25 protein-coding genes, 10 tRNA genes and 2 rRNA genes are annotated in these 25,435 nt (G+C 40.5%); 9 read left to right on the top strand and 28 right to left on the bottom strand.

The features are described from left to right. The first annotated feature begins 45 nt into the window (after positions 1-45). The gene (locus tag O2Q26_RS18800; RefSeq protein WP_289217283.1) at positions 46-411 is read left to right on the top strand and encodes a hypothetical protein; all 366 of its coding nucleotides are present in this window, start codon (positions 46-48) and stop codon (positions 409-411) included. Between the two features lie 297 nt (positions 412-708). Here the strand turns inward: O2Q26_RS18800 and O2Q26_RS18795 are convergent, their stop codons facing one another. Continuing rightward, on the bottom strand, positions 709-897 hold the full coding sequence (locus O2Q26_RS18795; protein WP_289217282.1) for a helix-turn-helix domain-containing protein: 189 nt from the start codon (positions 895-897) through the stop codon (positions 709-711). Between the two features lie 378 nt (positions 898-1,275). Between O2Q26_RS18795 and helD the strand changes: the two genes are divergently transcribed. The 5 genes from helD (at position 1,276) to O2Q26_RS18770 (ending at position 6,602) form a co-directional block, all read left to right on the top strand. Then, positions 1,276-3,576, top strand: a complete 2,301-nt coding sequence (gene helD / locus O2Q26_RS18790) for an RNA polymerase recycling motor HelD (protein ID WP_289217281.1) — start codon at positions 1,276-1,278, stop codon at positions 3,574-3,576. A 5-nt stretch (positions 3,577-3,581) separates the two neighbouring features. Then, entirely contained in the window at positions 3,582-4,109 is a 528-nt protein-coding gene (locus O2Q26_RS18785; RefSeq protein WP_289217280.1) for a peroxiredoxin family protein, read from the top strand. Between the two features lie 338 nt (positions 4,110-4,447). Then, the gene (locus O2Q26_RS18780) at positions 4,448-4,630 is read left to right on the top strand and encodes a helix-turn-helix domain-containing protein (protein ID WP_390216739.1); all 183 of its coding nucleotides are present in this window, start codon (positions 4,448-4,450) and stop codon (positions 4,628-4,630) included. 60 nt (positions 4,631-4,690) lie between these two features. Further along, complete coding sequence (locus O2Q26_RS18775; RefSeq protein ID WP_289217278.1) at positions 4,691-6,151, top strand: SulP family inorganic anion transporter; 1,461 nt, start codon at positions 4,691-4,693, stop codon at positions 6,149-6,151. A 28-nt stretch (positions 6,152-6,179) separates the two neighbouring features. Then, positions 6,180-6,602, top strand: a complete 423-nt coding sequence (locus O2Q26_RS18770) for a universal stress protein (RefSeq protein WP_289217277.1) — start codon at positions 6,180-6,182, stop codon at positions 6,600-6,602. A 233-nt stretch (positions 6,603-6,835) separates the two neighbouring features. Here O2Q26_RS18770 and O2Q26_RS18765 read toward each other — a convergent pair whose 3' ends face one another. Continuing rightward, positions 6,836-7,021 (bottom strand): hypothetical protein, encoded by a 186-nt coding sequence (locus tag O2Q26_RS18765; protein ID WP_289217276.1) that lies wholly within the window; start codon positions 7,019-7,021, stop codon positions 6,836-6,838. A 564-nt stretch (positions 7,022-7,585) separates the two neighbouring features. Here O2Q26_RS18765 and O2Q26_RS18760 point away from each other — a divergent pair. Beyond that, the gene (locus O2Q26_RS18760; protein ID WP_289217275.1) at positions 7,586-8,197 is read left to right on the top strand and encodes a class I SAM-dependent methyltransferase; all 612 of its coding nucleotides are present in this window, start codon (positions 7,586-7,588) and stop codon (positions 8,195-8,197) included. A 184-nt stretch (positions 8,198-8,381) separates the two neighbouring features. On the opposite strand, the gene O2Q26_RS18755 is transcribed toward O2Q26_RS18760, so the two are convergent. Then, complete coding sequence (locus tag O2Q26_RS18755; RefSeq protein ID WP_253935713.1) at positions 8,382-8,483, bottom strand: putative holin-like toxin; 102 nt, start codon at positions 8,481-8,483, stop codon at positions 8,382-8,384. Positions 8,484-8,983: 500 nt separating this feature from the next. Between O2Q26_RS18755 and O2Q26_RS18750 the strand changes: the two genes are divergently transcribed. Further along, entirely contained in the window at positions 8,984-9,964 is a 981-nt protein-coding gene (locus O2Q26_RS18750) for an L-lactate dehydrogenase (protein ID WP_289217274.1), read from the top strand. 349 nt (positions 9,965-10,313) lie between these two features. Here the strand turns inward: O2Q26_RS18750 and O2Q26_RS18745 are convergent, their stop codons facing one another. The 11 genes from O2Q26_RS18745 to sigW all read right to left on the bottom strand — a co-directional run bounded on the left by O2Q26_RS18745 (position 10,314) and on the right by sigW (position 22,059). Next, the gene (locus O2Q26_RS18745; RefSeq protein ID WP_289217273.1) at positions 10,314-11,348 is read right to left on the bottom strand and encodes a S66 family peptidase; all 1,035 of its coding nucleotides are present in this window, start codon (positions 11,346-11,348) and stop codon (positions 10,314-10,316) included. 232 nt (positions 11,349-11,580) lie between these two features. Further along, positions 11,581-12,378: a SurA N-terminal domain-containing protein gene (locus O2Q26_RS18740; RefSeq protein WP_289217272.1), complete on the bottom strand. Its 798-nt coding sequence runs from the start codon at positions 12,376-12,378 to the stop codon at positions 11,581-11,583. Between the two features lie 353 nt (positions 12,379-12,731). Next, positions 12,732-13,604, bottom strand: a complete 873-nt coding sequence (locus tag O2Q26_RS18735; RefSeq protein WP_289217271.1) for an AraC family transcriptional regulator — start codon at positions 13,602-13,604, stop codon at positions 12,732-12,734. Between the two features lie 149 nt (positions 13,605-13,753). Further along, positions 13,754-14,011, bottom strand: a complete 258-nt coding sequence (locus O2Q26_RS18730; protein WP_253935708.1) for a hypothetical protein — start codon at positions 14,009-14,011, stop codon at positions 13,754-13,756. 170 nt (positions 14,012-14,181) lie between these two features. Next, positions 14,182-14,373 (bottom strand): hypothetical protein, encoded by a 192-nt coding sequence (locus tag O2Q26_RS18725; RefSeq protein ID WP_289217270.1) that lies wholly within the window; start codon positions 14,371-14,373, stop codon positions 14,182-14,184. A 386-nt stretch (positions 14,374-14,759) separates the two neighbouring features. Further along, a complete protein-coding gene (gene glmS, locus O2Q26_RS18720) occupies positions 14,760-16,559 on the bottom strand; it encodes a glutamine--fructose-6-phosphate transaminase (isomerizing) (protein WP_289217269.1) in 1,800 nt (599 codons plus the stop codon). A 944-nt stretch (positions 16,560-17,503) separates the two neighbouring features. Then, complete coding sequence (gene glmM, locus O2Q26_RS18715; protein ID WP_289217268.1) at positions 17,504-18,853, bottom strand: phosphoglucosamine mutase; 1,350 nt, start codon at positions 18,851-18,853, stop codon at positions 17,504-17,506. 51 nt (positions 18,854-18,904) lie between these two features. Beyond that, positions 18,905-19,882: a CdaR family protein gene (locus tag O2Q26_RS18710; RefSeq protein ID WP_289217267.1), complete on the bottom strand. Its 978-nt coding sequence runs from the start codon at positions 19,880-19,882 to the stop codon at positions 18,905-18,907. After that, positions 19,875-20,693 carry a diadenylate cyclase CdaA gene (gene cdaA, locus O2Q26_RS18705; protein WP_289217266.1) on the bottom strand — a complete coding sequence of 273 codons (819 nt, stop codon included), beginning with the start codon at positions 20,691-20,693 and terminating at the stop codon, positions 19,875-19,877. The genes O2Q26_RS18710 and cdaA overlap by 8 nt, the downstream gene beginning before the upstream one ends. A 139-nt stretch (positions 20,694-20,832) precedes the next feature. Next, positions 20,833-21,480 carry an anti-sigma factor family protein gene (locus O2Q26_RS18700; protein WP_289217265.1) on the bottom strand — a complete coding sequence of 216 codons (648 nt, stop codon included), beginning with the start codon at positions 21,478-21,480 and terminating at the stop codon, positions 20,833-20,835. Between the two features lie 15 nt (positions 21,481-21,495). Then, positions 21,496-22,059, bottom strand: coding sequence for an RNA polymerase sigma factor SigW (sigW, locus tag O2Q26_RS18695; RefSeq protein WP_253935701.1), 564 nt, complete (start codon positions 22,057-22,059; stop codon positions 21,496-21,498). 157 nt (positions 22,060-22,216) lie between these two features. Here sigW and O2Q26_RS18690 point away from each other — a divergent pair, with 157 nt between their 5' ends. Continuing rightward, a complete protein-coding gene (locus tag O2Q26_RS18690) occupies positions 22,217-22,408 on the top strand; it encodes an aspartyl-phosphate phosphatase Spo0E family protein (RefSeq protein ID WP_253935700.1) in 192 nt (63 codons plus the stop codon). 14 nt (positions 22,409-22,422) lie between these two features. Here the strand turns inward: O2Q26_RS18690 and rocF are convergent, their stop codons facing one another. The 14 genes from rocF to O2Q26_RS18620 all read right to left on the bottom strand — a co-directional run. Beyond that, positions 22,423-23,325: an arginase gene (gene rocF, locus O2Q26_RS18685; protein WP_289217264.1), complete on the bottom strand. Its 903-nt coding sequence runs from the start codon at positions 23,323-23,325 to the stop codon at positions 22,423-22,425. An 87-nt stretch (positions 23,326-23,412) separates the two neighbouring features. Further along, on the bottom strand, positions 23,413-23,928 hold the full coding sequence (locus O2Q26_RS18680; RefSeq protein ID WP_289217263.1) for an HAD-IIIA family hydrolase: 516 nt from the start codon (positions 23,926-23,928) through the stop codon (positions 23,413-23,415). A 91-nt stretch (positions 23,929-24,019) separates the two neighbouring features. Continuing rightward, positions 24,020-24,095: transfer RNA gene (locus O2Q26_RS18675), tRNA-Ala, on the bottom strand. A 13-nt stretch (positions 24,096-24,108) separates the two neighbouring features. Then, positions 24,109-24,183: transfer RNA gene (locus O2Q26_RS18670), tRNA-Gly, on the bottom strand. A gap of 77 nt (positions 24,184-24,260) precedes the next feature. Beyond that, positions 24,261-24,333 (bottom strand) — tRNA-Lys (locus O2Q26_RS18665). Between the two features lie 150 nt (positions 24,334-24,483). Next, positions 24,484-24,558: transfer RNA gene (locus O2Q26_RS18660), tRNA-Gln, on the bottom strand. Between the two features lie 62 nt (positions 24,559-24,620). After that, positions 24,621-24,706 (bottom strand) — tRNA-Tyr (locus tag O2Q26_RS18655). A gap of 16 nt (positions 24,707-24,722) precedes the next feature. Further along, positions 24,723-24,798: transfer RNA gene (locus tag O2Q26_RS18650), tRNA-Thr, on the bottom strand. A 4-nt stretch (positions 24,799-24,802) separates the two neighbouring features. Then, a tRNA-Val gene (locus tag O2Q26_RS18645) sits at positions 24,803-24,878 on the bottom strand. 2 nt (positions 24,879-24,880) lie between these two features. After that, positions 24,881-24,955: transfer RNA gene (locus O2Q26_RS18640), tRNA-Glu, on the bottom strand. A 20-nt stretch (positions 24,956-24,975) separates the two neighbouring features. Then, positions 24,976-25,047 (bottom strand) — tRNA-Thr (locus O2Q26_RS18635). A gap of 3 nt (positions 25,048-25,050) precedes the next feature. After that, positions 25,051-25,125: transfer RNA gene (locus tag O2Q26_RS18630), tRNA-Asn, on the bottom strand. A 29-nt stretch (positions 25,126-25,154) separates the two neighbouring features. Further along, positions 25,155-25,268, bottom strand: a 5S ribosomal RNA gene (gene rrf, locus O2Q26_RS18625). Between the two features lie 79 nt (positions 25,269-25,347). Then, a 23S ribosomal RNA gene (locus tag O2Q26_RS18620) occupies positions 25,348-25,435 on the bottom strand; the annotation flags it as partial.

Here is a 25,435-nt window from a genome sequence, read left to right as displayed (position 1 = left end):
CACTTATAGGCTGGGTGCGTATCATGTTTTTGAGGAGTGATGAACATGACATACATGCGAAATATGAGCGGAAACCAGCAGCAAATGAAACCTACAAAACAGTATTGTAAACAATTAATGAACTACCACGTAATGGGTACGATGGAGGATGGGTCTTCCTTTGACGGCATCGTAATGGACGCTAATGATAATGAAGTCACGATGCTGATGGGCGAAGATGTGATGGTGGATGAAAACGGGAATGAAGAAAATGAGAGCAGACAATGGGGATACGGAGGATATGGGGGCTTTGGGCGAAGAAGGGCCCGTCGTTTCCGCAGAAGGGTCTTACCTCTGGCCGGGCTGACTTCACTGCTGCTTTACCCATATTTCGCCCCATACCCTTACTATCCGTATTATCCTTATTATTAATAATTTTTAGAGAGGGAAGCCCCTCTCTTTTTGTCTTTTTTATCTTAATAACTGGATATAGAAAATTGAAATACTTAACTTCGCTAATGGCATGAGTGGCGATACACCGTAAAGCTTTCGCTCGAGGGGCTTTGCCGTCCTCCTCACGCACAGCAAGTCATTTCCATCCTTAGTCAATCCCTAATAAGAGCAACAGAATTGTTCCTCCCCTATAAGGAATCTTATTAAAAAATCAACACTTACAACTAACAGAACCTAATTAAAAGAAGCTGTTTGATAGGCAGCTTCTGGTAGTGTTTATAACTGATCTCCGTGCTGCAATTTAGAAATATGCTCACGTAAATCTTCTTTTTTTACTCTCCAGTGACGTCCGATCTTAAAACCTGGAATTCTTCCTTCTTGGACAAGTTTATAAGTGGTCACTTCACTTATTTGTAAAAATTCAGCGACCTGGGCAATAGTTAAGATCTCTCGTTCTTGTTCCATACTTATGACCTTCCCTTTAATAAAGTCTTTATGTTTAGTGTAAAGGTTTAATAAATAGATAACAATTAAATTTATATCGCAAAGGTTTTTCTTTTCTTTTTCTTTTCATTTACATGTTTTACAACATCGTAAAAATAGACAATACGACAATGTTCTGGGCACATTGCTAGTTGCTTTGTTTTCTTACAGCCAATTTTTCAGCTTCGTAAGACCGTGACTAACAATAGCCATAGCATTGAATAACTCGACATAACACCGTATTTTTAAATTGATTATAATTTAATTGTTTTATTTATAACTGATTACAATTGACTGATTCCACGAACTCATTTAAATTTTATTACATAGACCTTAATTACTGACGGAGGCTTATGCTTAATGACTATTAACCACCCAGATTACCAGCAGGAAGTACAACGACTTAACTATACGAAAGATTATATTGTCAAAATTCTAGAAGCTTCAGAACATATGCAAGAATCCTATAAGGATAATATTAAAGATGCGTTTGTGAACCTAGACTACCTTGACAGCAGTTTGAGCTATATAAATATTCTGGTAAACGCTAAGTTCTTTGAAATGACCTCCTCTGAGCTTGATCATTTGAAGCGAGTCGCAAGCAAACCGTATTTTGGAAGAATTGACTTTCAAAACGATGAAACCGATCACCCTTCCTCCTACTATATCGGAAAAGTGTCCTTGTTCAAGAAAGATACTCAGGAGTCGATCATCGTGGACTGGCGTTCGCCTGTGGCAAGTCTATATTATGATGGAAGGCTTGGGGAAGTGGAGTACGAAACCGAAGACCAAGTTCATTCAGGGAACCTCTCTTTAAAAAGACAGTATGTTATTGAAGATGGTGAACTTGAAGAAATTAGAGATATTGATATTACGACACGTGATGAGTTACTGCAGTCATCTTTGACGGGCAGCTCTAACAACCGATTAACAGAGATTGTCTCTACCATTCAAGCAGAACAAAACGAAGTCATTCGGTCAGATTTATCAAAACCCGTTATCGTTCAAGGGGTAGCAGGAAGTGGCAAAACAACCATTGCGCTTCACCGCCTTTCCATGTTCATCTATAGTTATGCTGACCGAGTCTCCCCTAGTGAGATGATGATTTTAGCACCTAATCGCCTGTTTATAAATTATATTTCAGAAGCTCTTCCCGAACTCGGAGTGGAGCAGATACGCCAAACTACTTTTATTGATTATGTCGAAAAAAGTATTAAGAAAAAATTAAAGCTGATCCATCCTGATGAAAAACTCTTACAATTATTAGAACCAGGACACCACGACCTTTCTAAATGGTCTTCAGAGTTTAAAGGATCGATGGAATTCAAGAACTTGATCGACCAGTTCATTCTGGATATTGAAAAATCCTTCACAATAAATGAGCATTTCAAAGTTGAGGGATTCACTCTCTATAAAGCTAATAAAATCAACCAACTCTTTTTCGAGGAGTATCGATATTTACCTATAGACAAAAGAATCAAAAAAATCAAAGGGGTTCTCCAGGCTACTTTTAAGAAGAAGAAAAAGGAAATGATCAAACTGATCGAAAATAAATTTGATGATCAATTTGACCGACTTTATTATTCCCCAAACTATACGGAGGAACGAAGAAAAAAAGTCATTAAATTGAATGAGGAAAAAGACAAAAGAATTGCCAGAATTAAAAAAACTAGTATCAAAGTAGTAAGCGACTTTTTAAAACAGTATGAACTGAAGAAACCTTGGGACTATTACCATAAATTAATGAGCAACAGTGACCAAATGAAAGTATTTACCAACGATTCATTAACCGATGAGCAGCAGAAATATTTAGTAGAATCGTTTAACCAGCACATAAAAAAGAAAAAATATGAATTAGAGGACCTCGCCCCTCTTCTTTACCTGCAATATCGTTTATATGGGATCAAAAAAGAAAACAAAGCTAAAAATGTGGTTATTGACGAAGCTCAGGATTACAGTATTTTTCAGATGTATGCCCTTCGAATGAGTACTGAAACTGACCTGTTTACCGTGCTGGGAGACCTTTCTCAGGGAATCCATTCCTATCGAGGGCTTACCAGCTGGGAACAACTCATCGAGCAGGTATTTCCACGAGCCTTATATCGAACATTGAAAAAGAGTTATCGAACGACGATAGAAATTATGAACCTGGCTAACTCATTACTAGAAAATACCCAGCCTCATTTAGATACAGCGGAACCTGTTGTACGTCATGGCCCTTTACCCTCTTTCATACAAATAAAGAACGAAGAAGAGGCAAAAGAGAAACTAATAAATGTATTGGCTCAGGTAAAATCGGATGAAATGGAAACCATATCAATCATAAGTAAAACTAAAAAAGAAGCTAAGAACATCCTTAAATTAATGGAAAATTCAAGTGACTATTCTTTTCAACTGCTTGAAGAAAACAATGCCATAGAGGACGACAAAATAGCTATCGTGCCTTCTCATTTAGCTAAAGGTTTAGAATTTGACGCAGTAATCCTTATGAACCTAAGCGAATCCTATTTTCATAAAGAATTGGATGCAAAGCTTCTATATGTAGCTATGACGAGACCTCTTCACCAGCTATATTTAGTCGGCACGTCAAGAGAGGGTTTTTTATTAGAAGAAACAAACTCTCCATTTTTCAATGAAACTCTTAACAAGAAAGGAGGATAAATCCAATGCCTCGTTTGAATATTGGAAGTTCCGTTCCCAGTTTTCGGCTTCCTTCTGCACATAAAGATAAATATGCATTTGAAGACTACCGGCTGAAGCATAAAAACTATTGGCACTTGATCGTATTTTTCCGTGGAAGCTGGTCTCTCGCCTGCACGGAAGAACTGCAAAAGCTGGAAAGTGAAAAAGAGGAATTAAAAAACCATAACTTATTAATTACGGCCATCTCTACTGATTCACTTCAAAATTTAGAGCTTTTTGTAGAAAAATATCATTTAACATTTCCAGTATTAAGCGACGAATTCTTCACCATCGGAGAAGCATTTGACGTTTTTCAAAACACTGGTGAAGATCCCTATAACAACCACTGCCCACATCATGAACCAGCTCATTTTATTGTTAATCAAGACGGTATTCTACTTTATCAACAAAAACAATCGGCCCCATTTGGAAGACCTTCTCCTTGCGATATTTGTAAGAACGTCGATTATTTAAATAGACTTGCGACCCAAGTTCCTAAAAGAAGCTCCTAGTCGGGAGTTTCTTTTTTTTTTGCAGGAAAACGTATCCTGTTTATGACCAATGAACTGGAGAAACATTACACTTAGTCACTTGACCATCCTCTAGTCAGTTAATCTCGCCCTCACAATTCCCATCGCTCTTAATACTAACGCAAGATAAATATTTTACTTACATGACTCACCTTTTTAGCATTCCCTATATTGTAAACGTTTTATTTTTCATAGTAAGCGCTTACTATGAAAATAGCCATTGCAATTGATCTCATTATCTTATACTCTATTATAGTCAGTTATAAAGACTTATAAAATTTCCTAACGAAGTAAAGTTTTTTCTGGATGGAGGAATGAAGATGGAAAGAGATATTATGACAATATCTCAAGTTGCTGATTATTTGCAGTTAAGTGAAATGACTACTTATAAATTAGCACAAGAAGGACGTATCCCTGCTTTTAAGATAGGAAGTCACTGGAGAGTTAAAAAAACGGACCTTCACGATTATATTGAAAATTTAAAGAACGGTGCGAAATTATAAACTAACTTGACTATTGTGAGAATCAATAGTCCAAAAAATAACTATAGAAAGAGGTAAATCATGTCAATTTCAGCAATTAAACAACAATGGTTTGGCAATGTCAGGGGAGATGTACTTGCTGGAATCGTAGTTGCGCTAGCACTTATTCCAGAGGCGATTGCCTTCTCCATTATCGCAGGAGTCGATCCTATGGTCGGACTTTACGCTTCATTTTGTATCGCCGTAGTGATCGCATTTGTCGGAGGTCGACCTGGTATGATATCAGGTGCCACAGGTGCCATGGCCCTGTTAATGGTTACTTTAGTATCCCAGCATGGTATCGAATATTTATTAGCTACAACAATACTAACAGGAATTCTTCAAATTATTTTCGGAGTGTTTAAACTTGCCCGGTTTATGAAATTTATTCCAAGATCGGTCATGGTAGGGTTTGTGAATGCCCTTGCTATAATGATTTTCACATCTCAGTTTCAACATTTCGTAGATGAAGCTTGGATTATGTACGCACTTGTAGGTTTAACATTAGCAATCATTTATTTATTCCCATACGTTACAAAGGCCGTCCCATCCACATTAGTAGCCATCGTAGTAGTCTCTGCTATAGCTATATCTATGAATTTTGGTGTTCGTAATGTTGGGGATATGGGAGAGCTTACACAATCACTTCCTTTATTTGCACTTCCAGATATGCCTTTAAATATGGAAACATTAATGATTATTTTCCCTTATGCTTTAGCTTTAACCATCGTTGGTTTGTTAGAATCACTATTAACTGCTTCGATTGTAGACGATATGACAGATACAGATAGTGATAAAAACAAAGAAAGCCGCGGACAAGGAATTGCAAATATTGTCACTGGCTGCTTTGGCGGTATGGCAGGCTGTGCAATGATCGGTCAATCGGTTATCAATGTTAAATCTGGAGGAAATGGAAGGTTGTCTTCCCTTGTATCCGGAATAGTACTAATGTTCCTTATTATCGTATTAGGCGGGGTTGTTGTTCAAATCCCAATGGCCGCACTTGCCGGGGTAATGATCATGGTTTCTATTGGAACGTTTGATTGGAGTTCTTTAAGAAACATACATCGTGTACCTAAAACAGATGCATCTGTTATGGTCGTTACAGTATTAACTGTAGTAATCACCCATAATTTGGCATATGGTGTTTTAGCTGGAGTTGTGCTCAGCATGATCTTCTTCGCTGTTAAAATTTCGAAAGTCCGAGTGCTTCCGCTATACGTCAACGAAGGACGAAAAAAAATATACTACGTGCAAGGACAATTATTCTTTGCTTCTGTAACAGACTTCATAGATTCAATCGATTTCAAAGAAAACATTGAAGAAGTTATAATAGACTTAACGGAATCCCACCTTTGGGACGATTCAGCCATTGGAGCACTTGATAACTTAGAAACGAAATTCGAGCAAAATGGTATTCGAGTACACTTCAAAGGACTGAATGGAGAAAGCTCCAGGCTTTTAAATCGCCTTGGTGGAGTTTCTAAGAGTGCAGGTCACTAAATAATCTTTTTTATAAAGGAGCTAACCAATGTTTAAGAATATTTTACTAGCAACCGATGGTTCTGATCACTCCGTAAGAGCTATTGAACAAACGATTAAAATGGTATCGTCTTACAAGGATGAAGCTCGAATTGAGCTGGTTTATGCCGTAGATGGTGACAAGTCCAAAGAAGATGTATTAACTTATGGAGATTCCCATACGGCAACAGCCAAAAGAAAAGAAAAATTTCTAGATACGATTCAAAGTATTGAGAATCAAGGAGTTAAAGCCGATATAACTATTTTGCATGGTGAACCTGCCGAATCAATCATTGAGTACGCTAACGAAAACAATTTCGATTGTGTAGTAACAGGCAGCCGCGGAAGAAATAAGTTTCAAACTTTAATCTTAGGTAGCGTAAGCCACAAAATCGTAAAATATATTAAGTCACCTGTAATGATTATTAAATAAAAGGCTATGTTAAAGTCTAGTGTTGATATTGCCTATTAAAGAAGACTTCCAGTTTTATGGAAGTCTTCTTTATATATATTCGCTTATTAAACTAACGCCCCCAATTCCGTAAGACTTGATTTCGAGATAACTTGATGTTGTCCACCCTACACTAATGCTCTCATTAGTGAAAGAATAAAAAGACATTAACCCTTAGTTCAATAAAGAACTTCTTTTGCAAAAACGTTTATGCTTTAGTCTTTCTTTTTCCAAGTCATTAAATCTGAAAAAGTCATTCCAAGTGATAAACCTAACGGAAGACCAAAATCCCAAACATCTATTGCCGAGCTTCTTAAAAAATAATCAATAAGATACTGTGCAGCGCTTAAAGAGATAAACCATGCAATAAACGTAAAAAGCCTTTTTTTATTTGAATCCAATTTAACTTCCTTGTATTCACAATCGCTATAAATGTGGAGAACAAGGCAAAGAGAAGGAGATAAATTACATATCCAATAATAAATTTAAATGAAAGCGAAGTATCAATATCCTTATATATTATAAATACCGTAAGTATAGTTCCTACTCAAAATACAATATGTAAAACTAAGTTTAACGAAATATATTTCTTCATCTTTTACCCCTTACTTGCAGAGTCTTGATACCTTTTGATTATCACATAATATCAGTCAATTGTGTGTTGGTAACTCATTCCTTCTTCAACTATTCAAGAACATTTGTTCCATTTGAGCAAATATCAACATTGAATTTTAACAGAGCCAAATAAAAAAAGATCCGGCCAAGTTCCTCTTGGCCGGATCTTTTTTAGTAAAGACTATGGATAATCTCTACTAATGTCCTTCATTAGGGATTGGGCAAATTTCAAGGACTATACTCAATATATCTAAAATATAGCTTCTTTTCAATATATCGGTCAAATTTATTATAAATAAACTTAAATCTGTTATAATAGAACAAAACTAAACAAAAGCGGTGAAATTTTCATGTTAGATGATACAGGAGAGCGTGTCATTCCTAAAAACATGGATCCAATGAATAACTTACTCTTGGAACATGTAGCTCGCTATCACTTTTCTGAACCCTATTCTAAAGGAAGGGTTCTAGATATAGCTTGTGGCGTAGGTTATGGGGCAGCACATCTTGCGAAAAAGAAAAAAAAGCAAATCGATGAAATCATAGGTGCGGACATTTGTGAAGATACGATCAATTACGCCATCCAAAATTACTACCACCCTCTCCTCAACTTCCAGACGGGTGACATCATGAATGACAATTGGGTAGAGGAAATCGGCAGGTTTGATACGGTGCTCAGCTTTGAAACGATTGAGCATATCCCTGATGTCCAAGTATTTATGGAACACATGCACATGCTTCTTAAACCAGGAGGCACCCTCGTGTTATCTACTCCTTTTGGGAAAGGTTTAAATCATCCAAGCGGTTCTCCTTTTCATCATTTTCAAATGACTCCTGAAGAGTTTAAAGGACTATTCACGAAATTCAGCGAGGTTGAACTTTTTTACCAAAATGGCGTAACCATTGAACCTCCTCGTAAAGAAGTTTATTATCCCATCGGGGTAGCGGTTTGCCGTAAATAAATTAGGTTTATTGCTGCTCCAAAGTGGTATAAAAGTAACAAAGCTGGTATGATAAGAATTAGAAAGACATACAATAAAAAGGTCGCAGCTGCAACTGCGACCTCTCGATAATGATTCCCCCAGGGGATCAGCTATTCACATAAAATAGGCCTCTCCCGATCAACTGTCAGGTTAATAGGGAGGTCTATTTTTTATTGATCATTTCTATGATCAACGCAAGCAATGCAATGAGAAATGTTCCAAAAGTAAACAATACAGTCAGAACTTCATACATGCTAATAGGCATCACCCCCTTACTCTCTGGGGTTAGCCGACCACCCTAAAAGGAACATTATCTGGAATTAATTGTACCACACTATTCGTTACAATCCCACTAAAAATAAGAACGTGCGTTCTGTTTTTAGCAGCTTTCAAATCACGTGAATTCTATTATTTAGGTATGTTAACCGTTACTGCTGATTTTTCTTAAAGAAAAATCAGCAGTAATATGGCAGGATTATTGAAGACTCGAGACTGAGATAAAAGGGTTCGTTATGATAAAGAGTGCTGGGTTGGTCGAAAAACAACTCGCTTTCCTGCGGGGGAGCTGGCAAGCTTCCTTTAGCTATCGCCCTTGAGGTTAGCTACCTGCTGACAGCCCCTCCATCTACTAACTTCTGGAAGTTGATTAAATAATAACCAAATAGTAAAATAAAAATAATAAACCCCTTGAAAAAGTTTGTGAAATAGTGCACAATAAGAATGTGAAGTGATTCACAAATATTCTTTGACGTAGGAGTGTTTTACATGAACACCACAAGAAAAGAAAAAGTGAACCGTGTCGTTTTAATAGGTGCAGGACTCGTAGGAAGCAGCTACGCCTTTGCTTTAATTAACCAAGCCGTTACGCAAGAGCTGGTCATTATTGACCTCGATAAGGAAAAAGCTATGGGAGACGCTATGGACTTAAATCATGGGAAGGCCTTCTCTCCTTCTTACACCAATACTTGGTATGGAGATTATAACGACTGCTCAGATGCAGATATCGTATGTATTTGTGCCGGCGCGAACCAAAAGCCAGGTGAAACCCGATTGGATTTAGTTGAAAAAAACATGAAAATTTTCAAGGGGATCGTTGGTGATGTCATGGACAGTGGCTTTGATGGGATTTTCTTAATTGCCACGAACCCTGTGGATATTTTAACTCAAGCTACTCAAGTGTTCAGTGGTCTTCCTAAAGAACGCGTCATCGGAAGTGGAACGACTTTAGATACCGCAAGATTCCGCTTCTTGCTCAGTGATTACTTCAACGTGGCTACTCAAAACGTCCACGCTTATATTATCGGAGAACACGGAGATACAGAACTGCCCGTATGGAGCAACGCCACGATTGGCGGCGTACCGATTTCAAATTATATAGATACGAAAGAAGGCTGTCATCAAGAAGATCTTGATCCTATCTTTGAAAATGTACGGGATGCAGCCTACCAGATCATCCAGAAAAAAGGGGCCACCCATTATGGTATTGCGATGAGCCTCGTCCGTGTAACTAAAGCAATTCTAGGTAATGAAAACAGTATTTTAACCGTCAGCTCTTACCTTAACGGTGAATATGGCGCGACCGATGTTTATGCCGGTGTACCTACAATTGTAAACCGCCAGGGGGTCCGTGAAGTGTTAGAAATGAGGTTGACGGACAAAGAGCAGCAGCAATTCGATCACAGCATTGAAACACTTAAAAATACAATGAACCCTGCTTTAGAAAAGCTTCAAAACGCAAGCAGATAGACAAAAACTAAAATCACGGATATGAAGGAGCAGGTGTAGACCACCGCTCCTTTTTTTGTATTCGTTGCACTACAATTTATTTTCGAACGTCAAATCAGCGTCAGCTAAGGCCTGTTCCAAATCATTGTCGTACCTTGATAAATATACCACCTGGCCATTGCGAACCTTTATCAGAATAGAAACTACCGCTTCCCCCACAGGAAAGCGAGTAGCTTCCGAACAACCCCTGACTCTTAATAGGACAACTAACCCAGATTATCTCGAAATCAAGTCTTAAACTACCCTGCCATATTGTTGAATACTTTTTATAACCACGATATTGAACATAGCTCTCTTATTTAATAAAACCTCAGCTCTCTACACCACTCTCTACAATACGGAAAGAACGGTCACTGCAATCTATTTGAGCAACCGCACCATAAGGCAATACAATTTTCGGTTCAGTATGACCAAAATTCATGTTGTATAAGATTGGGAGCTCCTCTAGTCCATACTCCTTCATAACGGTTAGAATTTCTCTTTTGTATTCATCATAATATTTTTCATCCTGCGGCTTACCAAAAATGATTCCCTTTGTTTGGTGAAGAATGCCTTGTGCCGCATAATTCCTGAGCCAGTATTTTATAAATGAAGGATCGGGCTTCTCTTCGGAAGTTTCAAAAAACATGATACTATTCTTCCAATGTTTTCTTTCCGGCCAAATCATAGTGCCCTTGGCGAATTCAAGCACTTCGATGCAGCCGCCAATTAACTGCCCCTGAACGACACCTGAGCCTTGAAGTAGCTCATAACCTGAATTTTCCTGCATGCCGCGCCTTTTAGTTTTATTCGCTTCCTCCCACTCTAAGTATTCACTCGTCCATTGTTCAGAGGGGCGGATCTCTCCAATCTCTTCATCATTAAAAAGCGTACGCTTTACCATCTCAATTGTATAGGGGTCCATTTCCACGTTTTCCGCAAAATCTACTAATACAGCTGGTCCGTAGAAAGAAGCAATCCCTGCCTTATGACAAAACAAATGACACATTGTAACGTCTGAATAGCCCATGAGAATTTTAGGATTCTTATGAATCACATCAAAATCAATATATGGCAGTAAACGCAGGCTATCATCACCGCCGATATTGGCAAAAATAGCTTTGATACTCTTATTCTGAAAAGCTGACATTAAATCTTCGGCCCTTGCCTTCGGATTTTGGTAGAGATAGTCTCCACCTTTTAAACTATTTGGCATCGTAACCACTTTAAGGCCAAACACTTCTTCCAGCCTCCGCACCCCCTGCTCGTAGCGCCAGCGAAGCTCAGGCTCGCCAGCTCCACCCCATGAAGGACTGATCGTCGCTACTTTATCTCCTGGCTGCAATTTCTTTGGTTTAATTAACATATGTACGCCTCCTGTCCTTGAAAAAGGTGCTGTTCGTTAGTACTAAGTTCATTATATATTGTTTAATCTTAGTCTTGTAAGCACTTTGACCTTTCATTTCGTAGACTTTTACATAAGGGCATATGACCTTGGGATAGTTTAAACGAGATAGATTATCAAGCGGCATGAGTTTTACGCATGTTTTTTCTAATAAAAAAACCAGGCCTGATAAAGGACCTGGTTTCGAAAGAAATTATAGGTTAACCGTTACGTCTCCGTCTTCACGTAATTGGTCGACAAGCTGTTGTGTTTGTTCAGATTCTTTTTGACTCTTAATCTGTTCTTCAAGATCTGGCTTCAGTTCATCATAAGATGGTACTTCTTGCTCTCCACCCATTTCTTCTTGCTGAGCTTTCATTTGTTCATACATTTCTTCCATTTCTTCCTCTGAGGCTTCAGTGTCCCCAGTTTCACTTGCTATTAATTGATTTACTTTCACCTGAGTTTCCACTTGAGACATGACTTCATCTTCACTCATGCCCTGCTCTTCTAAAGCAGCTAGAAATTCGTCTTTAGATTCTAATTGCTGCTGCTGAGCCAATTCGTCCAGCAATTCGTCCATCTCTTCTTGTGAAGCTTCAATACCTTGATTGTTTGCTTCCTGTATGAGCAGCTCTTGACCAACTAAACTTTCTGCAACCTGTTGCTTCAATTGATCTTGATCAACTTCTTGACCGCTCATTTGAGATTGCATAGCCATTTGCTGAAATTGACCTTCATACGTCTGTTCGAACTCGTCTTTTGCTATTTCTTCACCATTGACCTCTGCGACTACATCAGGAATGCCTTCTAAATCTGGTTCAGGCATCTCAGGCTGCTCTGCCTGTTCTCCGCCTTCACCTTCGCCACCTTCCGTTTCTTCCTGCTTAGCCTCTTCACCTTCACCATTACCATTATCTTCACCAGCTTCGTCATCATTATTACAAGCAGCTAATAGCAGTACGAAACCGACCAGTAATAAACTTAACAACCATTTTTTATTCAATGTCATTCTCCTTTCCTAACCATCGTGTAAGCCATTGTAACATGTCTTAGGCAGTTGTATATACTTACCTATTTTATATAAAGTCCAGAATATGTACTCTATACTGTCTCTAACCTCTGCCATGACGGTCCTCATCGTCTTTTATACCTCTTTATAGCGCCAAATGTGTAAAATTTGTGGGATTTTTTAAAAAAAGGCATTCAAGCCTGGCATAGAGCATTTTCATAAGTTCAATACCTTTCTAAGCATGGTCTGAATCTCATTTAAAAAGGACGGCTTGGATAACCAAGCTCGTCCTTTCATTACATCATCTTTTTCAAGTGAACTTACCATTTGATCCCTTCGCCCAGAAACAGTTTTTAGTTTTTTACGATTGGGATCCATATTTCACTTTTGAAGTTTGTTAGGGTCACATCCTTATCCTCATTCCATAAGATTTCCGGACCTTCCCTTTGTTCAAAGTTCGATGCAGGGAACCACTCTGAATAAATGCGCCCCCACACATTTTGAAGGGTGTCAGGGAACGGGCCGACCGCTTCAAATACTGCCCAAGTGCCTGCTGGAACCTCAAGCGTTGTCAATTGAGGAGGAGAGTTTTGAGTTGTAGCTGCACCAATATAATGGTCAAGCTCTCCCCTCTCTTCCATCCGGCCTTCTGAAAAGTTTGTTGATGCGCTGATCAATCCCATTGGCTCAATGTCGGAAAGATTCTTCATCAGGTGGATCGTTTCTTCATCTAAACTATTCCACATGGATGCGATGTCTGGATTGACTCCATCAAAAATAATAGGCACCCTCTTCTTTGTTCCGACAATTCGAAAAGCATCTTTTTCTTCAATTCTATACTTCATTTCTACCCCTCCATTAATCGTTAATTGAAAGGTCATTTTTGGATAAGCGTTCAAATACTGGCCGTTTTTTCTAGCTTCAGATGGCGTTATCCCATGGAACTCCTTGAACGCTCTTGTAAAAGCATCGGGTGAACGGTACCCATATTGAACCGCTGCATCAATCACCTTCACGTTGCTGTTCTTCAATTCTAAAGCCGCACATGTGAGGCGCCGCCGGCGAATGTAGTCAGACAACGTAATTCCTGATAGAAAAGAAAACATTCTTTGAAAGTGATATTCTGAACAGTACGCACGTTTCGCTACTTCTTTACGATCAATATCCTCCGACAGGTGAGCTTCAATAAATTCCATGGCCTCATTCATTTTTTTAAGAGAATCCATTCAATGACCTCCCTTCCAACTAAAGATTAGCAGGTTATAAACCATCCGACCCCTTTATTATTGCACGATTATGCAGGGTATTGTCGTATAAGGCAGGGCATTAAAAATGAACCCGTTGATTGAAACGGGTTCATTTTTACTAAACATTATTAATCTTCTTTTGGGTCATCAAATAAATCTGTGAATTTAGCCACGTTCTCATAACTGAATTCAAATGCCATTTTTATCTCGCCAAAACCTGGCTGGTAAAAATAGCCCTGGACTTCGTAGCTATTTTTATTCTCCCTAACTTTAGTAAGGTGAAAATATCTTCTGAAATATTGCGCCATTTCTTCCAGTTTTCTGTTCCGTACTTTAATCCATTCTTTTTTGGATTCTTCTGTGTGAAAGTCGGATTCCTTTAACATATGTTCACTCCTCTAGGGACATCAAAGTCTAAAAACTGTATTACCATAATGATATAAGAGCTCGCACTTATTTTCAACTGCTACCTCTATAAAACTTTGTAACTATAAAACATTTCTCCGTAAGAGACAACCGCCTTTTAGTGGTCGACCCGTTCGTACAATTAGGTCCATCAGCTCACTGAACTTTTTGGAAGGTGAAAGGATTTAATGGCGAACCTTAAAGCTGTCAGTTGGCAGGCCAGCCCCATAACCCATCCGGTCAATGTTGAATACGCAGCAAGTTCATGTAATGCCATTCCGCCTGATATACATGAGGAACCGAGCATAATGAACAGAATAGTTAATTTCCGATTTTTCTCCATTACCTTTTCCCCCTTCATTGACCGTCATGTATAGTTCTCTCCTGCAAAAGGAGCTTAATTATCTCCCTTGAAAAGTTCTTTCTTACTAATCCAGCCTGAAGTCCCTCGCATCGTGAAAGGCCCGAAATGCTGACTTTCCTGCCTTCTCTGGAAGATCGCCTTTTCTCAATTGCTCATTTTCAAACACTTCGAGCCCTCCTTTATTTTATCCATATGCAAGCACTCATTAAATAGATTCTATTCATTAGTTACAATTATTTCAAATTATCATCAATAACTCAATCCTTGACTTTACGCCTATATGATTTTGCAATGCATGATCTTAGGTAATCATTCGCTCATAAATAGAAAGCCAGAAGCAGGGTTCCGCTTCTGGCTGTATTTGATTATTCAACTGTCACACTTTTAGCTAGATTACGAGGCTTATCAACGTCACAATCACGGTGAAGAGCAGCGTAGTAAGAAATCAGCTGAAGCGGCACCACTGATACGAGCGGTGTCAGCAGGTCATGGACGTGTGGAAGGATAAAAGCATCCCCATCCTTTTCAAGACCTTTCATACTGATAATCATGCTGTTAGCACCACGTGCTTCAACTTCCTGGACATTTCCGCGGATGGAATAGTTCACGCTCGCTTGTGTAGCAAGAGCAACGACCGGAGTTCCTTCTTCAATAAGTGCTATTGTTCCGTGTTTCAGTTCTCCGCCAGCGAAACCTTCTGCCTGGATATAAGAGATTTCTTTTAATTTCAATGAACCTTCTAAGCCGACATAAAAGTCGATTCCGCGCCCGATGAAGAAACAATTGCGTGTCGTCGGCAGGTACTCGCGAGCCAGCTGCTCAAGCTCTTCTTTTTGATCCGTCAAGGCTTCCATAGCAGTTGCTACAATACCTAGTTCCTGCATTGGATCAAAGTCCAGCTCTATGCCTTTAGCGCGTGCGGTATCTACTGCTAAGATAGCTAGAACGGCCATTTGAGCTGTATAAGCCTTTGTGGACGCGACAGCAATTTCTGGACCGGCGTGCAGGTGCATCGTGTAATCAGCTTCCCGGGAAAGGGTGGATCCAGGCACATTCGTAACAGTAAGTGCCGGATGACCGAGTTTTTTCGTTTGGACGAGTACAGAGCGGCTGTCTGCCGTCTCGCCACTTTGTGAAATATATACGAATAATGGCTTCTCAGAGAGCAGTGGCATATTATAAGAAAACTCACTTGCCACATGGACTTCTACTGGAATGTTCGCTAGCTTTTCAATGAATTGTTTACCTAGAAGTCCGGCATGGTAACTCGTGCCCGCTGCGATAATATATATGCGGTCACAGTTCTTCATAGCTTCACGAATTTCAGGCTCCAATTTAATTTCATCATTTTCATTTTGATATTTTTGGATGATTTTACGAATAACAAATGGCTGTTCATCAATTTCTTTAAGCATAAAATGAGGGTATGTTCCTTTTTCGATATCCGTCGCGTCAAGTTCTGCTGTGAACGGCTCACGGTTTACAACCTCGCCGTCAGGAGACTGGATAATTACTTCGTTACGGCGAAGTAATACAGTTTCTTTATCCATAAGCTCCAGGAATTGATCAGTCACATGCAGTGCAGCCATAGAGTCACTTGCAACCGCATTGAAATCCTTTCCAAGGCCTACAAGCAGAGGGCTTTTGTTTTTAGCGACATAGATCGTATCCTCATCTTCTGCATCGATCAAGGCGATAGCATATGAACCTGTAAGAAGATTTACGGCTTTACGGAAAGCAGCAGCCACGTCCTGAAGTTCGTTGTTCAACACTTCAATCAGCTGGACAATGATTTCTGTATCAGTTTCACTATTCATCTCAACATTTTCAAGATAGTCATTTTTAATATCAAGATAGTTCTCAATGACACCATTATGAACGATTGTAAAACGTTCCGTGCGACTCTGGTGAGGGTGAGCGTTATCTACACTTGGAGCACCGTGTGTCGCCCACCGAGTGTGTCCGATGCCAAGAGTGGAATGAACGTTAGCGTCCACTGCTTCTCTCAGGGCCGCAATACGTCCTTTTACTTTAGAAACTTTCACACCGCCATTTAGTGTAGCAATACCAGCAGAGTCGTACCCTCTATATTCAAGCTTCTCTAAGCCAGTTAATAAAATTTCTTTCGTATCTTCAAGTCCAATATATCCTACAATTCCACACATAGTCGTTTTCCTCCTAATAATCAAAAAAGGAGCAAACAACGGTCTAAAATCATCAACAGGGGCCGTTATTTGCCCCTTTCCCGTTAACATTTATAATTTATAAGCACTTTATCCGTATGCGTTGGACAAAGAGTCGCCTCTTTGGTTTCTCATACAGACGATCAGTTGAAGTGTGGCAACCGGGAGGCATCCGCCGAACGCTCGATGAACCTCCTCCTCGTCAACTGTACATTTTTCGTTGTGTACAGCCCTGGCGCTTTCTTAAAATGACTGGTCCCTTTCCTCCTTTTCTATCTTCGAATAAAAACCTTTACTTCAATAGCGAGAGTTACGGTGTCGTGACCGTATTCGCCATTTTTTTCAAGGCTATTCCTCATTTTACCTGAAAACAAGCTTAAGGGTCAATGACTTTTATAGTCACTTCCTTACTTTCAGGCTATGTTAAAGATGGTTATTGATATTGATAAGTGAGCATGCGTGTACCGATCTCCAACGATTGGATTAATTAAAGAGGGAAACCACTTCCCATTTTGACTGGCACACTACATGGATAGAGTGGATGCATTTCACTACCAACAGCCATATTCTTAGTGAAAACTCCATAACTAATTTTTCTTTGTTGAAGTACTGTCATAACAGTTTCCGTTCTACTAATGATCGGCAAAGAGCTCCGGGAAATCGCGAGACTCCTGTGGGAAGAGAGTGCTTGGTGAGACCCCGGAGAGCGAAGCTCGAGGAGGCTCACTGCGCTCCCACGGAAAGGGAGTGATTTCCCGGAGCTCTTCCCGCTGTTAAACATAACGGAAACCGTCCAAACATCTCGAAACTGAGTTTTCCACTATAGGGAGCTTATATGAATATCAACACGGAGCTTTTTAACATAGCTTACTATTAAAATATGCGCAGGAGAGCCAATTGTGCTCCACCTGCGCATACACATTGTATTATTCTTTCATCCCTAATTCTTCCTCGACGACTTGTACCACTTTATTGACATACGTTTCACACTGCTCTTCCGTCGGCGCTTCTACCATGATTCTAACAAGCGGCTCTGTACCGGAAGGGCGTACGAGTACTCGCCCGCTTCCTCCCATTTCCTCTTCTACCGCTTGAATCACTTCTTGAATGCGAGGATGGGTCTGCACGGCTTGTTTATCGATTACACGAATATTCTTAAGCACCTGAGGGAATTTCTCCATTTCTGCAGCAAGATCAGATAATGGTTTTCCAGTTTCTTTTATTACGTTTACGAGCTGAAGCGCGCTTAACAAACCATCGCCAGTTGTATTATGATCCAGGAAAATGATATGACCCGACTGTTCTCCGCCTAAGTTGTAGCCTCCACGGCGCATCTCTTCCATCACGTAACGGTCTCCTACTGCGGTTTTATCACTCTTGATTCCTTGAGCTTCTACCGCTTTATAAAAGCCGAGGTTGCTCATAACTGTCGATACAACTGTAGAATGTTTAAGCAGCCCTTTTTCGTTCATATGCTTGGCGCAAATGTACATAATTCTGTCGCCATCCACGATTTCGCCTTTTTCATCAACAGCGATCAGGCGATCTCCGTCGCCGTCAAACGCTAAACCGATATCAGCATTCTTTTCACGGACGACCTTCTGTAACGCTTCAGGATGCGTCGAACCTACATCCTTATTAATATTCAACCCATCCGGAGATGAACCAATGGATGTAATATCTGCTTCTAAGTCGGCGAACAAATGAGATGCGTGCGATGACGTCGCCCCATTTGCACAGTCAAGAGCAATATGCAGACCTTCAAAATCATAGTCCACTGTCTGCTTCAAATGCTGCATATACTTTTGACCACCCTCGAAGTAGTCATTGATCTGTCCTAGGTCCGCACCTGAAGGACGTGGCAGCGTATCTTCTTCTGCATCGATCAGCTGCTCTATCTCATCTTCTTGCGCGTCGGTAAGCTTGAAACCATCAGGACCGAAAAATTTAATACCGTTGTCTTCTACAGGATTGTGGGAAGCAGAAATCATAATTCCCGCTTCTGCTTGAAGAGCCTTTGTTAAAAAAGCCACCCCTGGAGTAGAAATCACGCCTAGACGCATAACTTCCGCGCCGATGGATAGTAATCCAGCTGCTAAAGCACCCTCCAGCATTTCTCCAGAAATACGGGTGTCGCGGCCGATCAATATTTTTGGCCTCTGTACTTCTTTTGTCAATACATAGCCGCCATAACGGCCTAATTTGAAGGCAAGTTCTGGTGTCAATTCCTTATTCGCTACACCACGAACCCCATCTGTTCCGAAATATTTTCCCATTTATAAATTGACCTCTCTTTCGTTGTTGGCTCATAGACCGTGACGCTCTATTTATTGTGTAGCTGATTCAACGTTCTCTTCGGTTTGCACCTCGACCTCAACAGTTTCGGGCTCAACCGCAGTCACCTCATCTGGAAGAGGAACCTCTACCTCTACCGTTTCATCACTTTCTATTTCAGTTACGTCTACTGGTATACCTTCAAGGTTCTCAATCTCTTCTAACACGTCATTCGGACCACGAATCGTTACGCTTTCTGTTTCCGAATTAATAGAATCGATCGCAACTCCTGCTGAAGACTCTCCTTCAGCTTCAAAAGAGATAGGGACCTCTTTTTCTGCTTTGCTTATAGGTACTGTTACCTCTACACTAGTTGGATCCAAGAGAACATTCAGCTCATTGCCTTGGGCATCGTAGACCTTCACAGGTGCTTCAATGTCCTCAAGCGTATCCTCAGCCTCTCCTACATCGATCATCGCTTTTACGGAAGCCACTCGGTCTACTGCTGCCGATGAACCAGTAATGGTCACTTGTTCAGGATCTATTTGGGCTTCCCCGATAGAGTATTCATTTTCAATTTGATTTTCATTAATGTAATCCACATCGACTTCAAAGTCTTGATTTTCTTTTTCTTCGATGGTTACTTCTACTTGTCTAGGCTCAATACTGACGGATAACTGATTAGAGATTCCTGAATGTTGGACATTGACCTCATGTGTTCCTGGACCCAGGTCATTCAAATCAACAAATACATTGAAGTTCTGTTGTCGTATCACGGGAGCTAAAGCTCCGTTTGGCCCCTCTACAGCAACCGTAACATTCTGTGGCAGCCCGCTCACAACATATTGTTCACTGTCGAATTGGACTTCCAGGGGGATATCATTCATCACTTCAGATTCAGAAGAAGTATCATTGAACCACTGGGAATCACTGTCCATGTTATCGTCCACGTTAATCGATACCCAGAGGAGCAAAGCTAAAAGCAATGAGATAATTCGAATAAACCACTTGTTTCTGAATAAATTATCCATTCTTCTTCCCCCTCCAATTCCATGTTTTAGTGGCAGGGGTTTTTGAGGTATGATCAAGCTCGCTTCTTAAAATCTCTTCTAATTTCTCTTGATCAAGTTGTCTGTGCAGCTCTCCGTTCTTAGTACAGGATACAGCTCCAGTTTCTTCAGATACAATGATGGTCACGGCATCCGTAACTTCACTGATTCCCATCGCTGCCCTGTGTCTCGTCCCTAATTCTTTTGAGATGAACGGACTCTCTGATAGTGGAAGATAACAGGCCGCAGCTATAATCTTATCATCCTTAAGTATGACCGCACCATCATGTAGTGGTGTATTCGGTATAAATATGTTCGTCAATAATTCACTAGTCAAATGACCGTCTACTGGAATACCTGTTTCTACATAATCTCCCATTCCGGTCTCTCTTTCAATCGTAATCAAGGCGCCGATTCGACGTTTCGCCATATAGTTACAAGACTTTATAATCGCCTGGATCGATTTCTCAATCCCTTCATCTTCAGCCGTTGTGCGGCTAAAGAAACTTCCGCGGCCTAATTGCTCTAAAGCCCTCCTCAATTCAGGTTGAAAGAGGATGATAATGGCGAGGAAACCCCAGGTAATAGCTTGTGACATCAGCCATCTTAGTGTGGTTAGTCCGAATAAATTACTCAATAACCATATACCTAATACAACGAAGATCCCTTTTAATAACTGGACGGCCTTCGTTCCCTGGATCAGCATGATTAATTTATATACAACAAACCAGACAAGGGCGATATCAATAGCAATCAATAATACATCTAATACATCCAGTCCCCCATCAAGCATGCTTACACTTCCTTTTGAAGAAATTGATCGACTAAAAAAACGCCATAACCTGTATTATTATATCACACTTCACTTTTTACATATATTAAAACCCAACCACAAAAAAATAAACCACTATGATTAATATAGTGGTTTATATCTAGTTAGAATCCATAGAAAAGACATCGGATACGAATTTCTTCGTATTGTACCACATCCACTCGAATACTTGATTAACTTCATGGACTTCACCACTTGCATAAGCTTGATAATTCTCACCGTTAGCCAGTTCATTTTCTGGATTATCGGTTACAAAATCTCCGTTAATTAATGTGATGTCCCCATCAATCTTTCCTTCGACTTTCAAGTCACCATTTCTTACGACTAAATCTCCGTTCACTGTGACATCTTCAGGTACAATCACTGTATTACTCTGAATGATGAGATTCTCCTGCTTAGAGACTGTCACCTGGTGGTCCTGGTTCCAAGCAGAGAAGATTCCACTGAACATTAATATGAAAAATATAGCAGCTGACGTTAATATAGGATGACGCTGCAGCATTCTGGTATAATTCTTCCTTTTTCTCTCTTTTGGAAGATTCGCCATGACATTGGACGTAAATCCTTCTGGAGCTGCAACTGGTCCTGTATTTTTTATCAATGTAATCGATCTTTTCAATTCGTGAAAATGGTTTTGGCAGGATGGGCAAGCTTGAAGATGGTCACGCAGTCGTCTTTCTTCTTCTCTATCTAATTCGCCATCTAGATACTTATGCATAAGCATCACAGCTTCTTTATTGCATTTCATTCCCTCTCAACTCCTTTACACATGTCGAAGCCTCTTTCTCAAGGCCTCCCTGCCACGATGTATTCTCGTCTTTACTGTTCCAATAGGAATATCCAATACATCAGATATTTCTTGGAGAGCTAACTCATCTAAATACCTTAAAACTATGACGCTTCTATATTTAGGGGGAAGAGCCAAAATTTCTCGATGAATGTAGCTCTGTAATTCTAAGCTCTCCACTTCTTCCTCCGGCAGCGCTTGCTCAGCAGCCAGTTGTGAGTACATATCTAACCCTTCCGTCCCTTTTACTTCAGCATCGAGGTAGTAGTCCGGCTTTTTCTTTCGTATTCGATCAATCGTCAAGTTCGTTGCAATCCTATAAAGCCAAGTGGAAAACTTCCGTCGCTCATCGAAGCTGGACAAATTCGTGTACGCACGAATAAAAGCTTCCTGAGCAAGATCTTCAGCTTCATAAGAATTCCCTATCATCCGGTAACAAATATGGTAGACCTTGTTCTGATAAAAGGAAACGATATCTTCATAAGCGGATTGATCCCCTTTTTTGACCTCTTTGATTTTTTTCTTTATCATGGTTTCCATCTGCTATACCTCCGCTATCGTGCGGCTGCTATTATCTACGTTCACGCCCGCAAAAAGGTTTCAAAAATATTTTTGTTTTTGTAAAATAATGTTTATATTATAATAAAAGTGGATATAGATACTAGAGTTTAAAAAATCTTTTTTGGAGGTAGACGTCATGAATGTAGAGTTTAAGCTGTTAAAAGAGATAGAAGAATGTCGAAACGAAATGAATCGATTAGCTAAAAGCCACTCTTTAACATCTGAAAGAGTCGTATATGTAAGTGCTAAACTAGATTTTTTATTGAACGAATACGAAACATTGAAACAAAAGCATCAGCAACCCACCTTGGGCAAGGTCAGCTGCTGATCATTGCTACTCTACTATTTTAAACTCTCTCCAAACAATGACCCCATTAATCCAACAGCCATGCTTGCCGTTTTATTTTTTTCATCGAGTATAGGATTTACTTCAACGAATTCCGCAGAAGTGATTAATTGTGACTGATAAAGCATCTCCATAGCCAAGTGGCTCTCTCTGTAGCTTAAACCGCCCATAACAGGGGTTCCTACACCAGGCGCTTCATTCGGATCAAGACCATCTAAATCTAAACTTAAGTGTACACCATCTGTATGATCTTTTAAATACTCAATCGTTTCCTCCATCACCGCAGGCATGCCCATCTTATCAACTTCATGCATAGTATAGACTTTAATCCCCTTTTCTTTAATCAGTACTCGCTCACCTTCATCCAGGGATCTAGCACCGATGATTACTATATTTTCCGGTCTGATTTTAGGCGAATAGCCTAAAATATTCGTCAACTTTTCATGGCCGATTCCAAGACTTACAGCCAAAGGCATTCCGTGGATATTACCGGATGGAGAACTATCCCCAGTATTAAGGTCACCATGCGCATCATACCAAATGACTCCGAGATTCTCGTAATGTTTCGCTATCCCCGCTAAAGTCCCCATAGCAATACTATGGTCTCCACCCAATACTAGTGGGAAACTCCCTTTATTCACTACTTCATCTACTTTTTCTGCTAAACGAATGCTTCCTTCAGCCACTTCCTGTAAATTTCGCAGGTTATCCACCTTTTGAGTGTTATGTCGGTCAGGACGGGAAATATCTATATCTCCCAGATCCTCTATACGTAATTTCAAATCCTCAAGACGTTCCAGAACACCGGCATATCGGATAGCACTGGGCCCCATGTCTACACCTCGACGATTCTGACCTAAATCCATTGGTACACCTATGATGGATAGTTGTTGATTCATCTATAATTCCTCCTTTGTCTGTCTTCTATAATTGTATACGGTTTCATACAGATGACTCAACCAGACATAGATATGTATATATATACGTTATTTGAAGGATAACAGCCAATTTACTGCATGATTAACATCTTCAGCAACATAATCGACGGGTGACCCGCCATTTTTCAATAGATAAGCATAGGAGTCTTCTCCTGATCCGGTTAAAACTAAAATGGCCAGGCATCCAGCAGTATATGCAGCTTCCATATCTTTCACCCGGTCTCCAATGACAACACATTCACCGGGGGAAAGATTGTACTTTTCACAGGCTTGTTCAATCATGCCCGTGCGCGGCTTCCTGCAAGTGCAGGCAGCTGCCGGTGAATGCGGACACACATACACATCATCTAAACCGAACCCCCTCAATTCCTCACCAAAATCTTCTAACGTAGACAATCCCTTTGAGATACCTGGCTGGTTCGTAAATGAAAACAAAAGGACACCTTGTTGTTTTAATCGACGAATGGAAGAAGGAACACCAGAGTACAACTCAAATTCACCAGGATATTTTATTTCATCTGAACCACCTAAAGTACCATCCCGGTCTAGAAACAAAGCTTTCATTTAACCGCCTCCTCAATTAAAAACATACAATAAAAAAGCTGACATCGATTCATGATGTCAGCTTTGGATAGTCAGTTATTATTAATATGTATGGTGGAGCCTAGCGGGATCGAACCGCTGACCTCCTGCGTGCAAAGCAGGCGCTCTCCCAGCTGAGCTAAGGCCCCTTGTTAAAAAATATGGAGCGGGAGACGGGATTCGAACCCGCGACCCCCACCTTGGCAAGGTGGTGTTCTACCACTGAACTACTCCCGCCTGCGAAAAGGAATCCATATAATCGATAATATAACAATAAAGCGGATGATGCTAAAAAGCAATATCCGCCTGTTGAATGAGCCATGGAGGGCTCGAACCTCCGACCCTCTGATTAAAAGTCAGATGCTCTACCAGCTGAGCTAATGGCTCACAATAATAAAGTGTTCTGGTACTTTCGTATATGATGCTCGTCGTGTTGAAAGCTGTTTCAGTGACGCCGCATTCCTAATGGTTCATATATTTACCGTACAATTTAAGACAAATAAAAAAAAGCTAAAGCTTTTTAAATAAAAGTTTAAATGGCTGGGCCAGCTGGATTCGAACCAGCGCATGACGGTACCAAAAACCGTTGCCTTACCGCTTGGCTATGGCCCAATTGTACATTAAGTATTGTTTCCTTATATAACATTTTTATTCCAATGTTTAAAAATAAAAAATGGTGGAGGGAGTAGGACTCGAACCTACGAACCCGATGGGAGCGGATTTACAGTCCGCCGCGTTTGGCCAACTTCGCTATCCCTCCACATTAAACATGGAAATGGTGCCGGCCAGAGGACTTGAACCCCCAACCTACTGATTACAAGTCAGTTGCTCTACCAGTTGAGCTAGGCCGGCAATATGGTGGAGGATGCAGGGCTCGAACCTGCGACCCCTTGCTTGTAAGGCAAGTGCTCTCCCAGCTGAGCTAATCCTCCATTGGTGACCCGTACGGGATTCGAACCCGTGATACCGCCGTGAAAGGGCGGTGTCTTAACCACTTGACCAACGGGCCAGAAAAACTATTTCTTCCAGAGCTTCCAGCCGGATTTGAACCGGCGACCCCTTCCTTACCATGGAAGTGCTCTACCACTGAGCTATGGAAGCAAGTGGCTCCATCGGTAGGATTCGAACCTACGACCGATCGGTTAACAGCCGATTGCTCTACCACTGAGCTACGATGGATCAATATAAAGAAGTAATAGTAGAAATCGACGTAGCAGCGTCCTACTCTCACGGGGGTAAACCCGACTACCATCGGCGCTGAAGAGCTTAACTACTGTGTTCGGCATGGGAACAGGTGTGACCTCTTCGCTGTCGCCACTACATCATTCATTGAGGTGAACCCTCAAAACTGGATAAGACATCGGACATGTTCACAAACGTAACCTTTTCACGAAGGTTGATATAGTTAAGTCCTCGATTGATTAGTATCCGTCAGCTGCACGTGTCACCACGCTTCCACCTCGGACCTATTGACCTCATCGTCTCTGAG

Source organism: Halobacillus campisalis (assembly GCF_030345335.1).
Taxonomy (GTDB): domain Bacteria; phylum Bacillota; class Bacilli; order Bacillales; family Halobacillaceae; genus Halobacillus_A; species Halobacillus_A campisalis.
The sequence above is the reverse complement of the archived record's forward strand: the minus strand, read 5'-3'. Positions and strand labels throughout refer to the sequence as shown.